We start from the raw sequence: 17537 nt of genomic DNA, 5'->3' as shown, positions 1-17537 counted from the left end.
CATCTAGGCGCGGGCGGCCCGGATCACAAGCCGCCTTTGCGTGAGGTTTTGTTTAGCTGGAAAGAGCAGCCGAGGTCGGTGTGTCCGAGTGGGCGGCCAAAAAATGTCCCGTCAGTTGATCAAAGACGGGCCCGCGCACGTCAGGCGCCTCCATCAGTACCTCATGTTCGCCATCGGGAATTTCAACCAGTGTGCCGCTGGGCCAGTTGGCCATCCGCGCCCGGATCGCTTTGCGGTCAACGATTTGCTCGTGACTGCCAAGGAAGGTCAGGGCAGGTGTGGAGGGCGCGGTTTGTTCCATCAGCCAGGCGCATTCGTCCAGCGCCTCGCGCAGCCAAATAGTGGAAGGCGCGCCAAGGGCCAGTTCCGGGTGCGCCTCAAGCTGGTCTTTCATCATTTGATACATCGCTGCATCGCGCGTCAGCATGTTGCCTTCAAAGGGTTGTGAGGCGACGTAACTTTCCAGCGACGTGGTCGGAGGCGTTTTCTCACCCAGCCCAATTCGTGGCCCCCAATAGGCCGTCAACCGGCTGAGCGGTTTCATGATCGGAGTGAAAAAGATCCCCCACATCGGGCCGGTAAAGGCGCAGGCTGCAAAAACGTCTCGCTCCAGCACCGCGCGCAGACCAATTGCGCCGCCCATTGAATGGCCGATCACGTACCAGGGTTTGGGCAAATCAAGTTGGGCGGCAAGTTCCAAGGCGGCATGCACGTCTTGTTGATAGTCGGTGAACTGATCGACATGGCCGACCCGGGGATCGTCCAGCAAACGGTCTGCCAACCCCTGACCGCGCCAGTCAACGGCTAGAAAGGCAAACCCTCGGTCGAAAAATTCAACCGCCGTGTTGCCGTATTTTTCGATGTATTCCGTCCGGCCGGGGAACATCATCACCGTGCCGTTTGTTGCACCTTCGGGGTACCAGTGACCCACACGGATACGCGTATCGTCCGCAGTCGTCACCCAATGGGCCGCACCACCGGCAGGTCCGCCGGCCACGTCTTCAAAGAAAGGGGCCGGCGAGAACTTCATCAGGCCAGCACCGAGGCGAGTTTCATGGCAATACCCATGTCTCCATCCACGCTCAGCTTGCCTGACATGAACGCACCGGTGGGGTTCAGGTCGCCGCTGAGGATTTGTTCGAACGTATCCGCATCTGCGCTCAGGGTGACATCTGCGTCGTCATCGCTGACACGTGCGCCGTCCGCGTCCAGTACGATAGCGCCCAGATCGGCGATGGCAAATTTGGCCGATGCGTCGAAATCGCCGCCGGACAGCTTTTCGTTCAGCGCGGCTGCGGCTTTTTCAAGAATGTCGCTCATGGTCTTCCTCTTATTGTTTCTGCGCCGTGAATGGACATCCCCGGTCGCAACGCTACACTGAACATTGTTATGGGCATTGCAATCAACAATCTCAAACGTACCGTCACGGCACTTTTTGTCACGGTCATGTTTTCCACCAGTTCGGTGGCACAACAGGCGGATTCGCGGGACGAGGACGCCTTGCTACAGCAATTGGCGCTTTCCACGCCGGAACAGGCGATTGGTATCGACCGTCAACTCAAAGCTCTGTGGTCGCAATCGGGCTCGGCCTCGGCGGATTTGCTGCTGGAACGCGGGCGCGAGGCGCTGGATGACGGGGATGTGTTGACCGCGGTTGAACACCTTACGGCCCTGACCGACCATGCGCCCGGCTTTGCCGAAGGGTGGCACCTGCGTGCTTCGGCGTTTTTTGGAATGGATCGCTTTGGCATGGCCGCTGCTGATCTGGAACACGCGCTGACTCTGAACCCAAACAATTACGAGGCCATTTTCGGGCTTGGCCTGATTTTTGAGATCATCGAACAGCCCGACAAAGCACTGGATGCGTATGAGCGCGCGCTGGCTATACATCCTCATCATGAAGAAGTAACCAATGCGGTGAATCGATTGAAGCCTCAGGTCGAGGGCTCGGCCCTCTAAAGAACCGGGGCAGGGGGCAAAGGTGAGCGGGTCATCCCGAATTGTGGCCGTACTTGGCCCGACCAACACAGGTAAAACCCATTACGCGATCGAGCGGATGCTGGGCTATCGGACCGGAGTAATTGGTCTGCCGCTGCGTCTGCTGGCGCGAGAGGTTTATGACAAGATCGTCGCCATTCGCGGCCCTTCTGTCGTGGCGCTGGTCACGGGCGAGGAACGGATCGTGCCGCCCCGCGCCCAATATTGGGTCTGCACGGTCGAGGCGATGCCCGAAGGTATGGGCACAGATTTCGTGGCCATCGACGAAATCCAGCTATGTGCCGATCCCGAACGCGGTCATGTCTTTACTGACCGCCTGCTGCGCGCACGCGGTACGAACGAGACGCTGTTTCTGGGTTCGGACACCATGCGCGGTTCCATCGCGGCTTTGGTCCCTGAGGCACAGTTTGTCCGGCGCGAGCGGATGTCGCAGCTGGTCTATGCAGGATCCAAAAAAATCAGCCGCATGCCATCGCGCAGCGCAATTGTCGGGTTCTCGGTTGATAGTGTCTATGCGATTGCCGAGCTTTTGCGTCGCCAAAAGGGTGGTGCGGCCGTGGTCATGGGCGCCCTCAGCCCGCGTACACGGAACGCGCAGGTCGATCTGTATCAGAATGGCGAGGTCGACTATCTGGTCGCCACCGACGCCATCGGGATGGGGCTGAACCTGGATGTGAACCATGTGGCGTTCTCGTCCCTGAGCAAATTTGACGGACGCAGAATGCGCCCTCTAGCCCCGAACGAACTGGCGCAGATCGCAGGTCGGGCCGGGCGCGGCATGTCGGACGGCACTTTTGGCGTGACCGGTGAGGCCCCACCGCTGGAAGACGGCGTGGCGCAGGCGATCATGGACAGCCGCTTTACGCCGATGAAAAAGCTGAACTGGCGGAATGCTGCTTTGCGATTTGGCTCGATTGACGCACTGATCGACTCGCTTGAGGTCAGCCCGAATGACGAACACCTGGTCAAGGCGCGGCCTGCAGACGATCTGAATGTGCTGAAATCGCTCTCGCAAGTGACCGAGGTTGCCGCCCGCGCCAGTGATGGTCAATCGATCCGTTTGTTGTGGGATGTGTGCCGAATCCCCGATTTTCGCGGCATCAGCCACGCGGAACACGCCAGCCTGCTCGAAGTGATCTATGGCCACTTGCATGAACGCGGTTCGATCCCAGATGATTTCATGGCGCGGCAAATCCGCCGGATCGATAGAACCGACGGAGATATCGATGCTTTGTCTAAAAGGTTGGCATATATTCGCACCTGGACATATGTTGCGCAGCGAAACGGTTGGGTGCATGACGAATCACATTGGCGTGACGAAACACGCACTGTAGAAGACAGGCTGTCAGACGCATTGCATGATCGTTTGACTCAAAGATTTGTGGACCGGCGCACGTCAGTGTTGCTGCGCCGGCTCAAACAGAAGGAGGCCCTTTTGGCCGAAGTAAATGACAAGGGTGAAGTGACTGTCGAAGGCGAATTCGTCGGTCGTCTGGAAGGGTTCCGGTTTATCCCGGACAAAAGCGCGCAAGGAACCGAGGCGAAAGCTTTGAAAACGGCCTCCCTGCAAGCACTCGCGCCGCAATTCCATCTGCGTGCCGATCGCTTCTACAATGCGCCCGATACCGAAATTGATTTTACCGATCAGGGCGGCCTGATGTGGGGCGAATATGCCGTTGGCAAACTGGTTGCCGGGGCTGAACCGCTCAAGCCGATGGTCGAAGTGTTTGTGGATGAGGCCGCAGGCCCAGAGGTTGAGCAGAAAGTGCAGCGCCGTCTGCAGCATTTCATCGACCGCAAAGTGGCCGCGTTGTTCGAGCCGTTGCTGAACCTGTCGCGGGACGAGGAACTGTCCGGAGTGGCCAAGGGCTTCGCCTTCCGCATGGTAGAGGCACTGGGCGTGCTGCCGCGTGCAGGCGTCGCGCAAGAGGTCAAGGATCTGGATCAGGACGCCCGCGGCGCGCTACGCAAGCACGGCATCCGGTTCGGTCAGTTCACCATCTTCATGCCGCTGCTGCTGAAACCTGCGCCGACGCGTCTGCGTCTGGTTTTGTGGGCTCTGGCCAATGGGCTGCAGGAATTCCCCGAAGCACCGCCTCCGGGTCTTGTCACCGTACCGGTCGCGAAGGATGCACCCGAAGGGTACGACACTATGTGTGGCTACCGCGATGCGGGCGAGCGCTCGATCCGGATCGATATGCTGGAACGTCTGGCCGACATGTTGCGCGCCGAAGACAGCCGTGGCGGGTTTGAAGCCAAGCCCGACATGCTGTCGATCACCGGTATGACGCTGGAACAGTTCGCTGACCTTATGCAAGGGCTTGGCTATAAGGCTGAACGCGGCGAGCGTGAAAAGGTCAAACCAACCCCAGTCGAACAACCGGCGGTAGAAGCGACCGAGCAACCCGCTGTTGAAGAAACCCCAGCACCAGAAGCGGCAACCGAAGAGGTCGTCACCCCCGCCGAGGCGCCAGCCGAGGCCACCGACAGCACCGAGGCGGCAGCCGAGGCTCCGGCAACGGATGAACCCGAGGTCGAGGTGTTCTATACGTTCACTTGGGGTCGTCAGCGTCAGGCCAACCGTGGCCCGCGTCGTGAACAGCGGCAGGGGCAGGGCAAAGGCAAGCCGCGCGGTAAACCGCAGGATGGTCGCGGTAAACCGCAGGGCAAGAAGGGTGGCAAGCCGCAAGGGGCCAAGACCTTCTCCTCCCGACCGCCCAAGAAAGAAAAGGCGATCGACCCCGATAACCCGTTTGCAGCTGCGCTAATGGGTTTGAAAGACGGTAACTAAACGCCGATGGCTGAGGCCAAGCTGCGGATCGACAAATGGCTTTGGCAGGCGCGGTTCTTCAAGACCCGCAGCCTAGCCGCCAAACAGGTCAGCGGCGGCCATGTTCGGTTGAACGGAAACCGGGTTCTGAAACCGGCTCAAGCTGTAGGACCCGGTGATGTTCTGACCTTTCCGCAGGGGCGAATTGTCCGCGTCGTTCGAGTGGAAAAGCTGGGTGAACGCCGTGGCCCTGCACCCGAAGCGCAAACACTGTACTTCGATATGACCGAAAAGAAGGACGCGCCGCCCGGAAACCCCGGATTCGAAGGAAAAGGTCGTCCAACCAAGAAAGATCGGCGCGCGCTTGATCTTTCTCGTACCACTAGGGGCTGATCCGCCCTTGAAGACAGTATAATACTGGATTAGCTAAACGCCCAAACCGCAAACGGGATTCCCACTATGACCTATGTTGTCACCGAAAACTGCATTGGCTGCAAATACACCGACTGCGTCGAAGTATGCCCGGTGGATTGTTTCTACGAAGGTGAGAACACTTTGGTCATTCATCCCGATGAATGCATCGACTGCGGCGTGTGTGAGCCCGAGTGCCCCGCTGACGCCATTCGCCCTGACACTGAGCCGGGGATGGACCAGTGGGTGGAATTCAACCGGAAATACTCGGAACAATGGCCGGTGATCGTGACCAAGAAAGACCCGCTGCCCGAGGCCGAAGAGCGCGACGGCGAAGAGGGTAAAATGGAGAAGTATTTCTCGGAAGCGCCCGGCGAAGGCGGCTAAGCGATTCGCTCTCTGAACTTGTCGGTTCAGGTGTAGAACAAGTTGCAACGCTTTGAAACTTATAAGGTTTCACGGCCATTTTTGGGCGTGCCCTTTCAGATGTCGTAATTTTGTGATATAATCGAAAGCTGAATGATGAATGAGATGGGGATGTACTCCGTAAGTATGTGTGCTTTGGAGTTCTGATTTTTTGACAAACAAGCCACCTGACGGGGCCGAAATGGCACCGGCTAGGCTGTTTTGTTGTCCGCATCTTACTCTATAACCAAGGATGAACCTGTATGTCTAAGTCGAAAAAGCTTGAGTTCCGCCCGAATGACTATGTTGTCTACCCTGCGCATGGCGTGGGTCAGATTATCTCGATCGAAGAGCAGGAAGTCGCGGGATATTCGCTTGAGCTGTTCGTTATTTCCTTTGAAAAAGACAAAATGACCCTGCGGGTGCCGACCAACAAAGTCACCGAGTCCGGCTTGCGGTCACTCAGTTCGCCCGATGTCATCAGCCAGGCGATGAAGACGCTCAAGGGCAAGGCCAAGGTGAAACGCGCCATGTGGTCGCGCCGGGCGCAGGAATATGAACAAAAAATCAACTCGGGCGATCTGATTTCGATTGCCGAAGTGGTGCGCGACTTGCACCGCACAGACGATCAGCGCGAGCAGAGCTATTCCGAGCGTCAGCTGTACGAAGCCGCGCTAGAGCGTCTGACCCGCGAAGTGGCCGCTGTGTCCGGCGCCGGTGAGGTTTCGGCCGCCAAGCAAGTTGATGAGGTGCTGACCTCGCGCGCTGCTGCCGCCTGATATCTGGCAATTCTGAAATTGGGGCCGCTCCTGAAAAGGGGGCGGCCTTTTTTGTGTCTTGTCTTGGTGAAATCCGCTTTTGCCGCTAATTTTCCAGTAGTCAGAGGCGGATACATGACCAGGATAAAGCAAACCGTTAAGTTTCTGTACATCGCGCATGACCCGATTTCGGTCTGGTTCCGCTATGGCTTGATCCTGTTTGACGCCGCGTCGATCGTGTTCTTCGTGTCCACGGCGAATGTGCCGCATGGGCCGGGGATCACGCTTGCCAGTCTGTGCGTCGGGTTTCTCATCTTGCTGGATTTTTTGGCCCGGTTATGGATTTCGAAAGACCGCTGGAAACTTCTGTGCAAGATTTACACACTGGCCGATATCGTCGTGATCGCCTCGCTGCTGCTTGAGCCGTTCTTGCCCGGAAACTTGGCCTTCGTGCGAATATTGCGCGCGTTGCGCCTGATCCATTCCTATCACTTGCTGCGGGATTTGCGGCGTGACAGTCAGTTTTTCCGAACGCATGAGGATGCCGTCATCGCGGCGATCAATCTGCTTGTATTCGTATTCGCGACCTCAACGGCGGTTCTGGTGTTCTTCATTCCTGATAGCAGCCCGCATGCCTATATTGATGCGCTTTATTTCACCATGGCGACGCTGACGACGACAGGGTTCGGCGACATCACCTTGGCGACACCGGCAGGCAAGTTGTTCTCAGTTTTCATAATGGTTGTGGGTGTGGCGCTGTTCGTGCGTCTGGCGCAGGCCGTTTTCATGCCGCAGAAAGTGCGCCACAAGTGCCCCAGCTGTGGCCTTTATCGGCATGATCCTGACGCGGTACATTGCAAGCACTGCGGCGAAACGCTGCGTATCGAAACCGGTGGTACGACCTAAAGCGCGGCTACGACCGCGGTCATGAATGTCAGTTCTGCCAATTGCTGCGAAGCCCCTAGGATATCACCGGTCTGACCACCGATTTTGGCCTTTGCGACCCCGGCGAGCACCGCAACAACCAGCGCAGCGACGAGAGTTGGCGGAATGGCCGCAGCGCCCATCAAAAGTACCGCGCCTAGCAAAGCCAATCCAATACCCGATGCAACCGTCACACCTCGCGGCCCTCCGACCGAGTGGCTCAGACCACTATTGCGCGCATTTGGCAGAGCATTCATCAGAACCGGCATAACCGCGCGGGACAAGAAGCAGGCCGCAAGGATTGCGGCATAGTCGCTTGCCGTTAACAGTGTTGCAATCAAAGCGACGCGTATCAACTGCGTGAAGATCAGAGCCAGAACACCATAGGCGCCAATATGGCTGTCCTTCATGATTTCTAATCGGCGCTCCGGGGTGAACCCTCCCCAAAGTCCGTCTACGGTATCGGCCAAGCCATCTTCGTGCATCGCACCGGTGGTCATGATCAGAACCGCAACCAGGAAAACAGCGCTGACCATAGCGGGTAAATTCAAAGCCATCGTGGACCAACCAACCGCGCAAGCCAGCAGCCCTATAGTCAAACCGACCACGGGAAACGCCCAGGCGGCGCTGGCCTGCCGTGCAAAGGTGTTTTCCGGCAGCCGCGGCAGCGGTAGGCGGGTCAGCAAGACCAGCGCCAGTGGTATATCCCACACGGAAAACAGCTTGGTGTCGTTTTTATGCACTCCCGCGCCTTTCAGGGTCTTGTTGGATCGGACGCTTCGGTTAAACACACAGGACCACTCTGATGCAACGAGGCTTTGGATGCTGCCCGAACTTAATGACCTGAAAACACTCCGCGATGCCCTGAGTCAGGCGCCGGGTTCGAATGATGCCGCATTGCAGGGCGCGGCTGACCGGAACGGACAGCTGACCAAACCGCCCGGCGCGCTGGGGCGGCTTGAGGAATTGGCGATCTGGTATGCCGGTTGGCGTGGCGATGCCCGCCCGCAAATCTTGGCACCGCAGGTTATCGTGTTTGCAGGAAATCACGGGGTGACGGCGCAGGGTGTGTCGGCTTTTCCACCAGATGTGACCGTGCAGATGGTCATGAACTTTGAACATGGCGGTGCGGCAATCAACCAATTGGCCAAGGCCGCAGGGGCAACCATGGATGTGCATGCGTTGGAATTGGACCGGCCAACGGCGGATTTCACCGCAGGTCCGGCGATGTCCGAGGAAGACCTGTTGTACGCCTTGCGCACCGGTTGGACAGCTGTTGACCCCAAGTCCGACCTGCTAGTCGTCGGAGAGATGGGGATCGGCAACACAACCCCGGCTGCTGCAATCGCGTGCGCTCTGTTCGGGGGAGAAGCCTCGGACTGGACTGGGCGTGGCACCGGTGTGGATGACGCCGGGTTGGCGAACAAAACCCGCGTGGTGGCCGAGGGCGTGGCCTTGCACGGTGCATCGGGTGACGGGCTGGAGATCCTACGCCGTCTGGGCGGGCGTGAGATTGCGGCCATGGCTGGAGCGATCGCAGCAGCCCGTGTTCTGTGTATTCCGGTCATTTTGGATGGCTTCATCTGCTCGGCTGCGGCGGCCTGTCTGGCCGATGTGTCTGCCGGGGCTTTGGATCACGCCGTAGCTGGCCATCAAAGTGCCGAGGGCGCACACGGTTCGGTATTAGAGAAGCTGGGCAAACAGCCACTGTTGAACCTTGGGCTGCGCCTGGGCGAAGGGTCGGGCGGTGCGCTGGCGATCAATATCCTCAAAAGCGCGGTTGCCTGTCATTCAGGCATGGCAACCTTTGCTGAAGCCGGCGTGTCCGGCGGCTGACCCGGACGGCCTGATCCGCCAAAAAGGATCAGGCCGATTTCTGAGCGTGTTTCTCAGCCAGTTCCAGCAGTTCGGTTTCCAGGTCTTTCTCGAATTGCTGGGCGCGCTCGATGTATTTCTTGTTTTCCGCCGTCGGCATGCCGGGAATCCAAAGCTCGGCCAGATCCCGGATCGAGGCTCGGTCGTGGTGATAAAAGGTCTGCTCGGCTTGTGCGGCCTCATATTCGCTGAGGCCGATATTCTCGAGCACATAGCGACCGGCGCGCAGTGAGCTGTCAAACATCTCGCGTACGATATCATTCGCGCCCGCCTGGTACAGTTCATACACATGGGTGCGGTCATGCGCGCGCGCGATGATGTGCAGATCCGGGCGTTGGCGACGTGCAAAGCTGACCAGACGGGTCACAGTCTTGCGGTCGTCCATTGCAGCAACCAGAACGGCGGCTTTATCAAGCCCCGCTGCACGCAACAACTCGGGCCGTGTCGGATCGCCCAAGAAGCCTTTGACGCCAAAGCGGCGCATAAGTTGAATGGTCTCGATATCATGATCCAGAACGATGGTCTTGAACCCACTGGCCCGCACCAACCGGTTCACGATCTGACCAAAACGTCCAATGCCCGCGATGATCACTGGGCCTTTCTCGTCGATCTCGTCGGGTTCGACTTGCGGGGCGTTATCCCTGATCCGACGGGACATAAGGTCGTAGATGATGAACAACAGCGGGGTGATCAGCATGGTCAGGGCGATGATCATTAACAGTTTCTGCGACAAATCAGGTGGGATGACGTTCTGCTGCGTGGAAAAGGCCAGCAGGACAAATCCGAACTCACCCGCCTGCGCCAGACCCAGCGTGAACAGCCAGTGATCGCGCCCGCGCAGCTTGAAGGCGCGCCCGACCAAATACAGGATGGCCCCCTTTGTCAGAATGACCAGCAGCGCCAGTCCGATCAGCTCAAGCGGGTCGTTGAAGAAATAGGCGACGTCAATTCCGGCACCAACGGTGATGAAGAACAGGCCTAGGAACAAACCCTTAAAGGGCTCAAGGTCGCTTTCCATTTCGTGCCGAAATTCCGAACTGGCCAGAACAACGCCTGCCAGGAAAGCGCCCAGGGCGGGGGATAGACCAACAAGGGTCATCAGGAAGGATATCCCAACGACTATCATCAGGGCCAGCGCAGTATACATCTCGCGCAGGCGGGTGGCGTGGATGAAACGGAACAGGGGGCGCGTCAGGTAGACGCCGGCAAGGATCACAAACGCGATGGCACCAAGGGTGACCAGCGTGACGGCCCAACCGGGCAGGCCCTCGACCAGAGATAAGCTGTGATGCGCCGTGTCGTGCAAGTCCTTCGCGCCGCGGTCAATCGATCCGTCGCTTTCGATATGTGGCATGGCTGGCAGCGCCAACAGCGGCAGCAAGGCCAGAATGGGGATCACTGCGATATCCTGCGTCAGCAGCACGGAAAACGTGGCGCGGCCTCCGTTCGTCTGCATCAACCCTTTTTCGGACAGGGTCTGTAGCACAATCGCCGTCGAGGATAGCGACAGGGTCAGACCAACGGCCAACGCCACGGACCATGGGTGGTTCGCGTAAATAGCAACAGCAGCAATGGCGGCAGTTGACAGACCGACCTGCAGGCCGCCTAGCCCCAAAAGCCTGTCGCGCATGTCCCAAAGCGCGCGCGGCTCAAGTTCCAGTCCGATCAGGAACAGCATCATAACTACGCCGAACTCGGCCACATGCTGCAGGCTTTCTGTTTCCGCACCAACCAGCCCGAATATGGGTCCGATGACGATCCCGGCGGCCAGATATCCCAACACCGACCCCAATCCCAGACGCGCCGATAACGGCACTGCGATCACGGCAGCTGCCAGATAGATCGAAGCCTGATAGAGGAAGTCGTCCATGTCGGTCCTTTCGGTCGGGTCAGGTGGGTAACGGGGCGTCGCGTTTGAGCTGGTCCATCACGATTTGGCTTTGAACCCGCGCCACGGCAGGATGCGGCAGGATCACCTGGTGAAGCAAGCGGTTGAGCGCGGCTAGATCGTCGCAATAGACATGCAGCAGGTAATCTGCCTCACCTGTCATCGTCCAGGCGCTGGTGATCTCAGGCCGCGTGTCCACCATGCGTGCAAAGCTTTGCGATTGTTCGGGACCGTGGGTGCCCAGATGTACTTGAACGAATCCCTGAACATGCAGCCCAAGTTTCAGCGGGTCCAGTCGCGCCGCGTATCCGGTGATGTATCCTTCGGCCTCCAGCCGTTGCCGCCGCCGCCCGGCCTGACTGGGCGACAGGTTCAGCATCTCACCCAGTTGATGTGCAGTCAGATGGGCATCCACCTGCAAAGCGGATAACAGGCGCATATCGGTGGAATCCAACATATGCGGAAAATCTCCAAAATTTCGCGCAAATATGCGGAATTTGCGCACTCTTGCCTAGTTTACACGAAAACTATGCGCAGAAACAGCGCCAGTTAAGGCATATTTTGGAATCAGCAAAGAAATTCCTGTTTTAAGGAGACGCGCCATGGGTCCTTTCCCCCACAACGCCCCGAAATCTGTGATCAGCAAAGAAAACCCGGTCGGTACGGACGGGTTTGAATTTGTAGAGTTCGCCCACCCCGAACCGCAGGAGTTGCGCGACCTGTTTGCCAGAATGGGTTATGAAAAAGTCGGCCACCACAAGGATAAGCCCACGGTCGAGCTGTGGCAGCAGGGTGACGTGACCTATATCCTCAACGCTGACTCTGAAAGTTTTGCGGCCCGCTTTGCTGCAGAACATGGCCCCTGTGCTTCGGCGATGGGCTGGCGCGTTGTGGACGCGCAAAAAGCTTATGAACACGCTGTGGCCAAAGGTGCAGAACCCTATGATGCGGCGGACAAGGTCATGAATGTTCCGGCGATCAAGGGGATCGGTGGCTCGCTGATCTATTTCATCGATCAGTACCACGACACTTCGCCATATAACCAAGAGTTCACCTGGACCACACAGTCCAAGCCGCGTGGCGACGGTTTCTATTACCTCGATCATCTGACGCACAACGTCTATCGCGGGAATATGGATAAGTGGTTCGAATTCTACGAAACTCTGTTCAACTTCCGCGAAATCCGATTTTTTGACATTCAGGGCAAATTTACCGGCCTATTCAGCCGCGCCCTGACGTCGCCTTGTGGACGCATTCGCATTCCGATCAACGAAGATCGGGGCGAAACCGGGCAGATCGTGTCCTATCTCAACAAGTATAAAGGTGAGGGGATCCAGCATATCGCAGTGGGCAGCGAAGATATCTATGCCTCGACCGACGCGATTGCCGAGAAGGGTTTGAAATTCATGCCTGGCCCGAACAAATCCTATTACGAGATGTCCAAGGAACGGGTTGCCGACCACGACGAGCCGTTGGACCGTATGATGAAGCACGGCATTCTGATTGACGGCGAAGGTGTTCTGGATGGCGGCGAGACCAGAATCTTGCTGCAAATCTTCTCAAAAACCGTGATCGGCCCGATCTTTTTCGAGTTCATTCAGCGAAAGGGCGACGATGGGTTTGGCGAGGGAAACTTTCAGGCCCTATTCGAATCTATCGAACGCGAACAGATCGAAAGCGGCGAAATTTCAGCGGCTTGAGTTCGTGTGTTGAAGCATAATGCGGGCGTTCGCGTCCGCGTTAGCTGCGCGGCATCTTCAGCGTCAGGTTCCTGCCTTTTTTCTGATAGCGCAATTCGCTGTCACCAATTGCGATGACCTTGCCGCCGTCCACCCTGTCACCGACCTTCAGCTTCTTATAACGACCGCTAGGCAGCCGAACCAGCGCGCGGCGGTTGGCGGGTGTTCCATAAACCCCGATCAGGTTCAGTTTGCGCAGGTTCAGCGCGTTGTCGATTGTCGCCTGACGCGCGACCGAGGCCGCGGACGGAATCTTGGGGGCAACGGCTTTGGGTTGGAATGACCCGGCCTCGACCTGACCGATGGCCGCCGTTGACCCCAGATTGGCGGTTTGCGTCCCGGTAGGTGGTGCAAGACCTGCTGGGCGGGATTTTGGTCGCGGCACGCGCACCACCGCCAGTGCAGTGGGGGTATAGTCAATCTGCGGCTGTTGTTGCAGTGAGGCAGGGCGCAGTTTGGGGCGCCGCCCCGCCAGTTCTTCACGCGTTCGTCCGCCCAACTGCTGACGTTCGAACTGTTCGATCAGATCGCTGGGGCGGGGCTTTGGGCGCAGCCCGGCCAACCTGTCAGGAGTTTCCTCAAGGATGGGTTCCTCTTCGAACCGGACAGGTGGCTCGGGTGGTGTCTTCGAAGGGCGCCCGAGATAGACGACAATACCGTCCGGGTTCAGCGTCCCCTCGGCGCTGGGTGTGACCAGGCCGCGATCATCAAGCTCGAACTGGGCGCCGGCGGTGCTGGGCAGTACAATCTGTTCAAAGGGTTCATCTGTGTCAAAGCTTTGTGCCGCGGGCAGGGCAACGGCGTCAGTCGACAGGTTGGAGTTGTCGACCGAAGCCAGATACGGCTCATCCTGGGGGGGGAAAGCCGGGGGTAACAGGGGATCGGGCGCGATGATCTCAAGGCCGGGTTGGGCTGACGTTGCTTGGATCACAGGGTCGCGGGCAACCTCTTCCACGATTGTCGGGGCGATGTTTAAGGCCTCGAGAATAGCTGTGTCCGTGGGCGAAAGATCGGGTTGAATATTCTCGTTTTGGGCAGGTGCGTCCTGTTCAGAAAGGGTGGCGTCCGTATCAAGCTCAGCCGTTTCGGCAGGTGGCACTCCGGGCGTGGTCGGGTTCTCGGTTTCGACACTGGCCTGAGGGGGGGGTGCGGGCAGGGCGTCTTCTACCTGTGCCGTTTCCGGTTCGGCTGTTTGTGTCTCGTTTGATCCGATCAGCGCCCATGCGCCCAACACTGCCGCTATCCCCAGCGCTGCCGTGGCTGGTACAACGTACTTTTTTGTAAATACCTCAGTGGGTATTTTGGTGGGGGCGGAGGCCGCCGGCGCAGATCGGAATACATCCGGGGCTGCTTCTGCGGCGATGGGATGTACATTTGGTTCTGCTGCGTCCGATTGAACCTCATCTTTGGCCTCGGTCGCAAAGGGTACAGTTTCTGAAGCCCCAAACAATGGTTCAGAAGGGAAAGAACTGGCGTCGGTATCTGTAGTGAAATGAACCGGTATGAAACCGTGTTCGGTTGCAAAGTCGCGTGCCTCATCCAGTGTTTGTTGCGTCACGGCGGCGACATAGGTGGTGGGGCCGACGGTCGTGGTGTCAAAAACTAAGTCTTCGACTGTATATGGCGTAGCCTCGGCCAGCTTTTCCTTTGCGTCTTCTCCAAAGGGTTGATTGTCAGTGTCCACCGACAAAAAACGCACCTGCTCGGTCGGGATTATGACCTTGCACCGTAGGTTGTTTTCCAAAGCAAATGCTTTTTCCCGCAGGGCGTGAAGTTGCGCATTCAGGTCCGGCGCGTCCAATGCAACCTTACCAATGCAAAACCAATCGTCATCGGATTGGTGGTGCACAGATATTCCGGTTGCAGAAAAAGACAGCGCAAAGGCGGGTTTCATATTCCCGAGGAACCATAATTGTCAGCATCGATGCAAACGACTTTTCGTCCGCAGGCTGACATTAAAGCAGGATCTCGCCGAGGGAAAGAAAAAGCCAGTGCTTCCCCTTGTCTGATAAACCCTGGCAGCCCCATCTTGGTACAGAAGATATTGGAGGGAAGACCTTGAAGAAAATCGCTTTTCTGGCCGCAGTGCTGGCCGTGACAGCCGCAGGTATGGCCCATGCGGAAGAACGTCGCATCTTGGTAGATGCAACCGGCACCGTTCAGGCTGCACCGGATATGGCAACCATCACATTGGGTGTCACCAACGAGGATCCGCAGGCGTCAAATGCGATGCAGGCGACATCTGATGCGGTGGCGCAGATTCTGAAACGGCTTGAGGATATGGGCGTCGAATCCCGCGACGTTCAAACCCGCGATCTGTCGTTGTCGCCGGTTTGGTCCGGGCGCAACAATCAAAGTGGTGTACGGCCCGAGATTTCCGGCTTTGTGGCATCGAACAATGTGCAGGTCCGCGTCCGTGACCTGACACAGTTGGGCACGATCATGGATGGGGTCATTCAGGACGGTGCGAATGATTTCGGTGGGCTCAGCTTTGGTGTGCAGGACCCCGCACCGCTGCAGGCGCAGGCACGAGCCAAAGCTGTTGCCGAAGCAACTGCAAAGGCGGAACAACTGGCACAGGCGGCCAATGTAACTCTGGGTCAGGTTCAGCAGATCAGCGAGCGGGTCGGAGGAATCAACCCCGCACCGCAGATGCGTGCGATGGCTATGGCCGAAGGGGGCGGTGTGCCTGTCGCGGGGGGTGAGATTTCAGTCTCGGTCAACGTGTCGATGGAATTCGGGATGGCCGAGTGATCCTTTGCCTTGACTGCGGGCCTGCAGCGGTTGTCGCTGTTGGCCCGTCTGGTCAAAATTGTCAGGTGATAGCCAAGCCTCAAACGCGGCCTTGATCCGCGGCCATTCACTGTCGAGGATCGAATACCAGGCCGTATCCCGGTTCCGACCTTTGTAGTGGGTGGCCTGCCGAAAGATGCCTTCGAATGTAAAACCCAATCGTTCAGCTGAACGGCAGGAAGCGGCGTTCAGGGCGTCGCATTTCCACTCATAGCGGCGATAGCCCAACTCGTCGAAGACGCGGCGCATCATCAGATACATGGTCTCGGTCGATTTCGGGCTGCGCTGCAGCAGGGGTGAAAAGTGAATGTGGCCGACCTCGATCACACCTGCCGCGGGTTCGATCCGCAAAAATGAAGCCATGCCAATTGGCGTTTCGTCTTCGTCTAAGACCGTGTGGAACATCGGATCGGCATCCATGCATGTGGCGCGGGTCCAATCCTCGAAATCCTGCTCCCTGTCGAAGGGACCGTAGGGCAGATAGGTCCAGTTGTGCCCATCCGCGTCGTTGGCAAACGCCCGGTAAAGTCCGGGCGCATGCCGGTTCACGTCCAGCGGCACGACGGAACAATACTGACCTTCCATCGGTGTATAGGGCGGCGTGGGACGCGGGAATTCGCCCGAAACCGGCAGACCGATGGGTTGACCCAGTTCGTTGGTATCGTGGCCGCTCATGACTCAGGCCGTTGCCTTGGCCAGCGCCTGATCCAGATCGGCGATCAGGTCGTCTGCGTCTTCGATGCCGATGGAAACGCGGACTACGCCGGGACCTGCACCTGCGGCCTCTTGCTGTTCAGGCGTCAACTGACGGTGGGTGGTCGAGGCTGAGTGAATGATCAGCGACCGCGCATCGCCAAGGTTGGCGACATGGCTGAAAATCTCAAGCGCGTTCACCAGTTTGACACAGGCGTCATAACCACCCTTGACCGCAAAGGTGAACAATGCGCCGGCACCCTTTTTATAGTGTGCTTTCACCCGGTCATGATAGGGCGAGGAGGGCAGACCCGCATAGGTCACATAGTCCACGCGGTCGTCTGCTTCGAGCCAGGCAGCGATCTTTTGGGCGTTTTCCACGTGGCGTTCCATCCGAAGGGATAGGGTTTCAACCCCCATCAGCGTGTAATGCGCGGCTTGCGGGTTCATGGTCATGCCCAGATCGCGCAGGCCAATGGCGATACCGTGAAAGGTAAAAGCCAGCGGGCCAAAGGTCTCGTGGAACTTCAGTCCGTGATAGGCTTGTTCCGGTTCGCTGAGCGAAGGGAACTTGTCATTCGCCGACCAATCGAACTTGCCCGAATCCACGATACAGCCGCCGGTGACCGTGCCATTGCCGGTCAGGTACTTGGTCGTCGAATGCACAACCAGCGTCGCGCCCTGTTCGATGGGGCGGCATAGGTACGGTGTGGCCGAGGTGTTGTCGACGATCAGGGGGATACCTGCTGCGTCAGCGATATCCGCCATGGCCTGAATGTCGGTCACATACCCACCCGGATTGGCAATTGATTCACAGAATATCGCCCGGGTGTTTTCGTCGATGGCATTTTTTACGGCGTCCAGATCATCGGTGTCGACAAACTTGGCCGACCAGCCAAAGCGTTTGATCGTCTGGCTGAATTGCGTGACCGTGCCGCCATAAAGGCGCGTCGAGGACACCACGTTGCAGCCCGGTCCCATAAGCGGAAACAGCGCCATGATCTGTGCTGCATGACCAGAAGAACAGCAGACCGCGCCCACTCCGCCTTCCAGTGTGGCGATACGTTCTTGCAATACGGCCACAGTAGGGTTGGTCAGGCGGGAATAGATGAAGCCAACTTCTTGCAAGTTGAAAAGCGCCGCCGCGTGATCGGCATCGCGAAACACATAAGCTGTTGTTTGATAAATCGGAGTCTGACGCGCGCCCGTTGCCGGATCGGGCCGTGCGCCCGCGTGAATCTGAAGTGTGTCAAAACCGTAGGTAGGGCCGTCAGACATCGCTA

17 protein-coding genes are annotated in these 17537 nt (G+C 58.0%); 9 read left to right on the top strand and 8 right to left on the bottom strand.

Going from position 1 to position 17537, the window contains the following annotated elements; translation table 11 throughout:
* Positions 1-52: 52 nt before the first annotated feature.
* Both ACR0AJ_RS02260 and ACR0AJ_RS02255 read right to left on the bottom strand, forming a co-directional pair.
* The gene (locus tag ACR0AJ_RS02260; protein ID WP_480739982.1) at positions 53-1030 is read right to left on the bottom strand and encodes an alpha/beta fold hydrolase; all 978 of its coding nucleotides are present in this window, start codon (positions 1028-1030) and stop codon (positions 53-55) included.
* Positions 1030-1320, bottom strand: a complete 291-nt coding sequence (locus ACR0AJ_RS02255; protein WP_058280950.1) for an SCP2 sterol-binding domain-containing protein — start codon at positions 1318-1320, stop codon at positions 1030-1032. The genes ACR0AJ_RS02260 and ACR0AJ_RS02255 overlap by 1 nt, the downstream gene beginning before the upstream one ends.
* A gap of 30 nt (positions 1321-1350) precedes the next feature.
* Between ACR0AJ_RS02255 and ACR0AJ_RS02250 the strand changes: the two genes are divergently transcribed.
* From ACR0AJ_RS02250 to ACR0AJ_RS02225, 6 genes are all read left to right on the top strand, one after another.
* On the top strand, positions 1351-1959 hold the full coding sequence (locus ACR0AJ_RS02250; protein WP_170357947.1) for a tetratricopeptide repeat protein: 609 nt from the start codon (positions 1351-1353) through the stop codon (positions 1957-1959).
* Between the two features lie 22 nt (positions 1960-1981).
* The gene (locus tag ACR0AJ_RS02245) at positions 1982-4789 is read left to right on the top strand and encodes a helicase-related protein (protein ID WP_480739981.1); all 2808 of its coding nucleotides are present in this window, start codon (positions 1982-1984) and stop codon (positions 4787-4789) included.
* 6 nt (positions 4790-4795) lie between these two features.
* On the top strand, positions 4796-5161 hold the full coding sequence (locus tag ACR0AJ_RS02240) for an RNA-binding S4 domain-containing protein (RefSeq protein ID WP_170348380.1): 366 nt from the start codon (positions 4796-4798) through the stop codon (positions 5159-5161).
* A 66-nt stretch (positions 5162-5227) separates the two neighbouring features.
* Positions 5228-5566, top strand: a complete 339-nt coding sequence (fdxA, locus tag ACR0AJ_RS02235) for a ferredoxin FdxA (RefSeq protein ID WP_170348381.1) — start codon at positions 5228-5230, stop codon at positions 5564-5566.
* Positions 5567-5847: 281 nt separating this feature from the next.
* Complete coding sequence (locus tag ACR0AJ_RS02230) at positions 5848-6363, top strand: CarD family transcriptional regulator (protein ID WP_170348382.1); 516 nt, start codon at positions 5848-5850, stop codon at positions 6361-6363.
* Between the two features lie 114 nt (positions 6364-6477).
* Positions 6478-7248, top strand: coding sequence for a potassium channel family protein (locus tag ACR0AJ_RS02225; protein WP_170409453.1), 771 nt, complete (start codon positions 6478-6480; stop codon positions 7246-7248).
* Here ACR0AJ_RS02225 and cobS read toward each other — a convergent pair.
* Positions 7245-8009 carry an adenosylcobinamide-GDP ribazoletransferase gene (cobS, locus tag ACR0AJ_RS02220; RefSeq protein WP_480739979.1) on the bottom strand — a complete coding sequence of 255 codons (765 nt, stop codon included), beginning with the start codon at positions 8007-8009 and terminating at the stop codon, positions 7245-7247. The two genes, ACR0AJ_RS02225 and cobS, sit on opposite strands and share 4 nt — an antisense overlap.
* A 79-nt stretch (positions 8010-8088) precedes the next feature.
* Between cobS and cobT the strand changes: the two genes are divergently transcribed.
* Entirely contained in the window at positions 8089-9102 is a 1014-nt protein-coding gene (gene cobT, locus ACR0AJ_RS02215) for a nicotinate-nucleotide--dimethylbenzimidazole phosphoribosyltransferase (RefSeq protein ID WP_480739978.1), read from the top strand.
* 28 nt (positions 9103-9130) lie between these two features.
* Here the strand turns inward: cobT and ACR0AJ_RS02210 are convergent, their stop codons facing one another.
* Both ACR0AJ_RS02210 and ACR0AJ_RS02205 read right to left on the bottom strand, forming a co-directional pair.
* Complete coding sequence (locus ACR0AJ_RS02210; protein ID WP_480739977.1) at positions 9131-11011, bottom strand: monovalent cation:proton antiporter-2 (CPA2) family protein; 1881 nt, start codon at positions 11009-11011, stop codon at positions 9131-9133.
* Positions 11012-11030: 19 nt separating this feature from the next.
* Positions 11031-11486 (bottom strand): Lrp/AsnC family transcriptional regulator, encoded by a 456-nt coding sequence (locus ACR0AJ_RS02205; RefSeq protein WP_058281113.1) that lies wholly within the window; start codon positions 11484-11486, stop codon positions 11031-11033.
* Positions 11487-11631: 145 nt separating this feature from the next.
* Here ACR0AJ_RS02205 and hppD point away from each other — a divergent pair, with 145 nt between their 5' ends.
* Entirely contained in the window at positions 11632-12729 is a 1098-nt protein-coding gene (gene hppD, locus ACR0AJ_RS02200) for a 4-hydroxyphenylpyruvate dioxygenase (protein WP_170348387.1), read from the top strand.
* Positions 12730-12769: 40 nt separating this feature from the next.
* On the opposite strand, the gene ACR0AJ_RS02195 is transcribed toward hppD, so the two are convergent.
* Entirely contained in the window at positions 12770-14617 is a 1848-nt protein-coding gene (locus ACR0AJ_RS02195; RefSeq protein ID WP_480739976.1) for a hypothetical protein, read from the bottom strand.
* A gap of 209 nt (positions 14618-14826) precedes the next feature.
* Between ACR0AJ_RS02195 and ACR0AJ_RS02190 the strand changes: the two genes are divergently transcribed.
* Positions 14827-15522, top strand: coding sequence for an SIMPL domain-containing protein (locus ACR0AJ_RS02190; RefSeq protein ID WP_480739974.1), 696 nt, complete (start codon positions 14827-14829; stop codon positions 15520-15522).
* Here ACR0AJ_RS02190 and ACR0AJ_RS02185 read toward each other — a convergent pair.
* On the bottom strand, positions 15478-16236 hold the full coding sequence (locus ACR0AJ_RS02185; RefSeq protein ID WP_170348390.1) for a GNAT family N-acetyltransferase: 759 nt from the start codon (positions 16234-16236) through the stop codon (positions 15478-15480). The two genes, ACR0AJ_RS02190 and ACR0AJ_RS02185, sit on opposite strands and share 45 nt — an antisense overlap.
* Before the next feature lie 3 nt (positions 16237-16239).
* Positions 16240-17532 carry an O-acetylhomoserine aminocarboxypropyltransferase/cysteine synthase family protein gene (locus ACR0AJ_RS02180; protein WP_170357970.1) on the bottom strand — a complete coding sequence of 431 codons (1293 nt, stop codon included), beginning with the start codon at positions 17530-17532 and terminating at the stop codon, positions 16240-16242.
* Positions 17533-17537: the final 5 nt, after the last annotated feature.

This window comes from Ruegeria sp. CJ9, assembly GCF_056536625.1.
This window is presented reverse-complemented; position numbering and strand designations above follow the sequence as displayed.

Bases quoted from the DNA above. Each gene is read 5' to 3' on its own strand.
- ACR0AJ_RS02180 (WP_170357970.1), bottom strand. From the start codon at position 17,532: ATGTCTGACGGCCCTACCTACGGTTTTGACACACTTCAGATTCACGCG.
- fdxA (WP_170348381.1), top strand. From the start codon at position 5,228: ATGACCTATGTTGTCACCGAAAACTGCATTGGCTGCAAATACACCGAC.
- ACR0AJ_RS02260 (WP_480739982.1), bottom strand. From the start codon at position 1,030: ATGAAGTTCTCGCCGGCCCCTTTCTTTGAAGACGTGGCCGGCGGACCT.
- ACR0AJ_RS02185 (WP_170348390.1), bottom strand. From the start codon at position 16,236: ATGAGCGGCCACGATACCAACGAACTGGGTCAACCCATCGGTCTGCCG.
- ACR0AJ_RS02230 (WP_170348382.1), top strand. From the start codon at position 5,848: ATGTCTAAGTCGAAAAAGCTTGAGTTCCGCCCGAATGACTATGTTGTC.
- ACR0AJ_RS02250 (WP_170357947.1), top strand. From the start codon at position 1,351: ATGGACATCCCCGGTCGCAACGCTACACTGAACATTGTTATGGGCATT.
- ACR0AJ_RS02210 (WP_480739977.1), bottom strand. From the start codon at position 11,011: ATGGACGACTTCCTCTATCAGGCTTCGATCTATCTGGCAGCTGCCGTG.
- ACR0AJ_RS02205 (WP_058281113.1), bottom strand. From the start codon at position 11,486: ATGTTGGATTCCACCGATATGCGCCTGTTATCCGCTTTGCAGGTGGAT.
- hppD (WP_170348387.1), top strand. From the start codon at position 11,632: ATGGGTCCTTTCCCCCACAACGCCCCGAAATCTGTGATCAGCAAAGAA.
- ACR0AJ_RS02255 (WP_058280950.1), bottom strand. From the start codon at position 1,320: ATGAGCGACATTCTTGAAAAAGCCGCAGCCGCGCTGAACGAAAAGCTG.
- ACR0AJ_RS02240 (WP_170348380.1), top strand. From the start codon at position 4,796: ATGGCTGAGGCCAAGCTGCGGATCGACAAATGGCTTTGGCAGGCGCGG.
- ACR0AJ_RS02225 (WP_170409453.1), top strand. From the start codon at position 6,478: ATGACCAGGATAAAGCAAACCGTTAAGTTTCTGTACATCGCGCATGAC.
- cobT (WP_480739978.1), top strand. From the start codon at position 8,089: ATGCTGCCCGAACTTAATGACCTGAAAACACTCCGCGATGCCCTGAGT.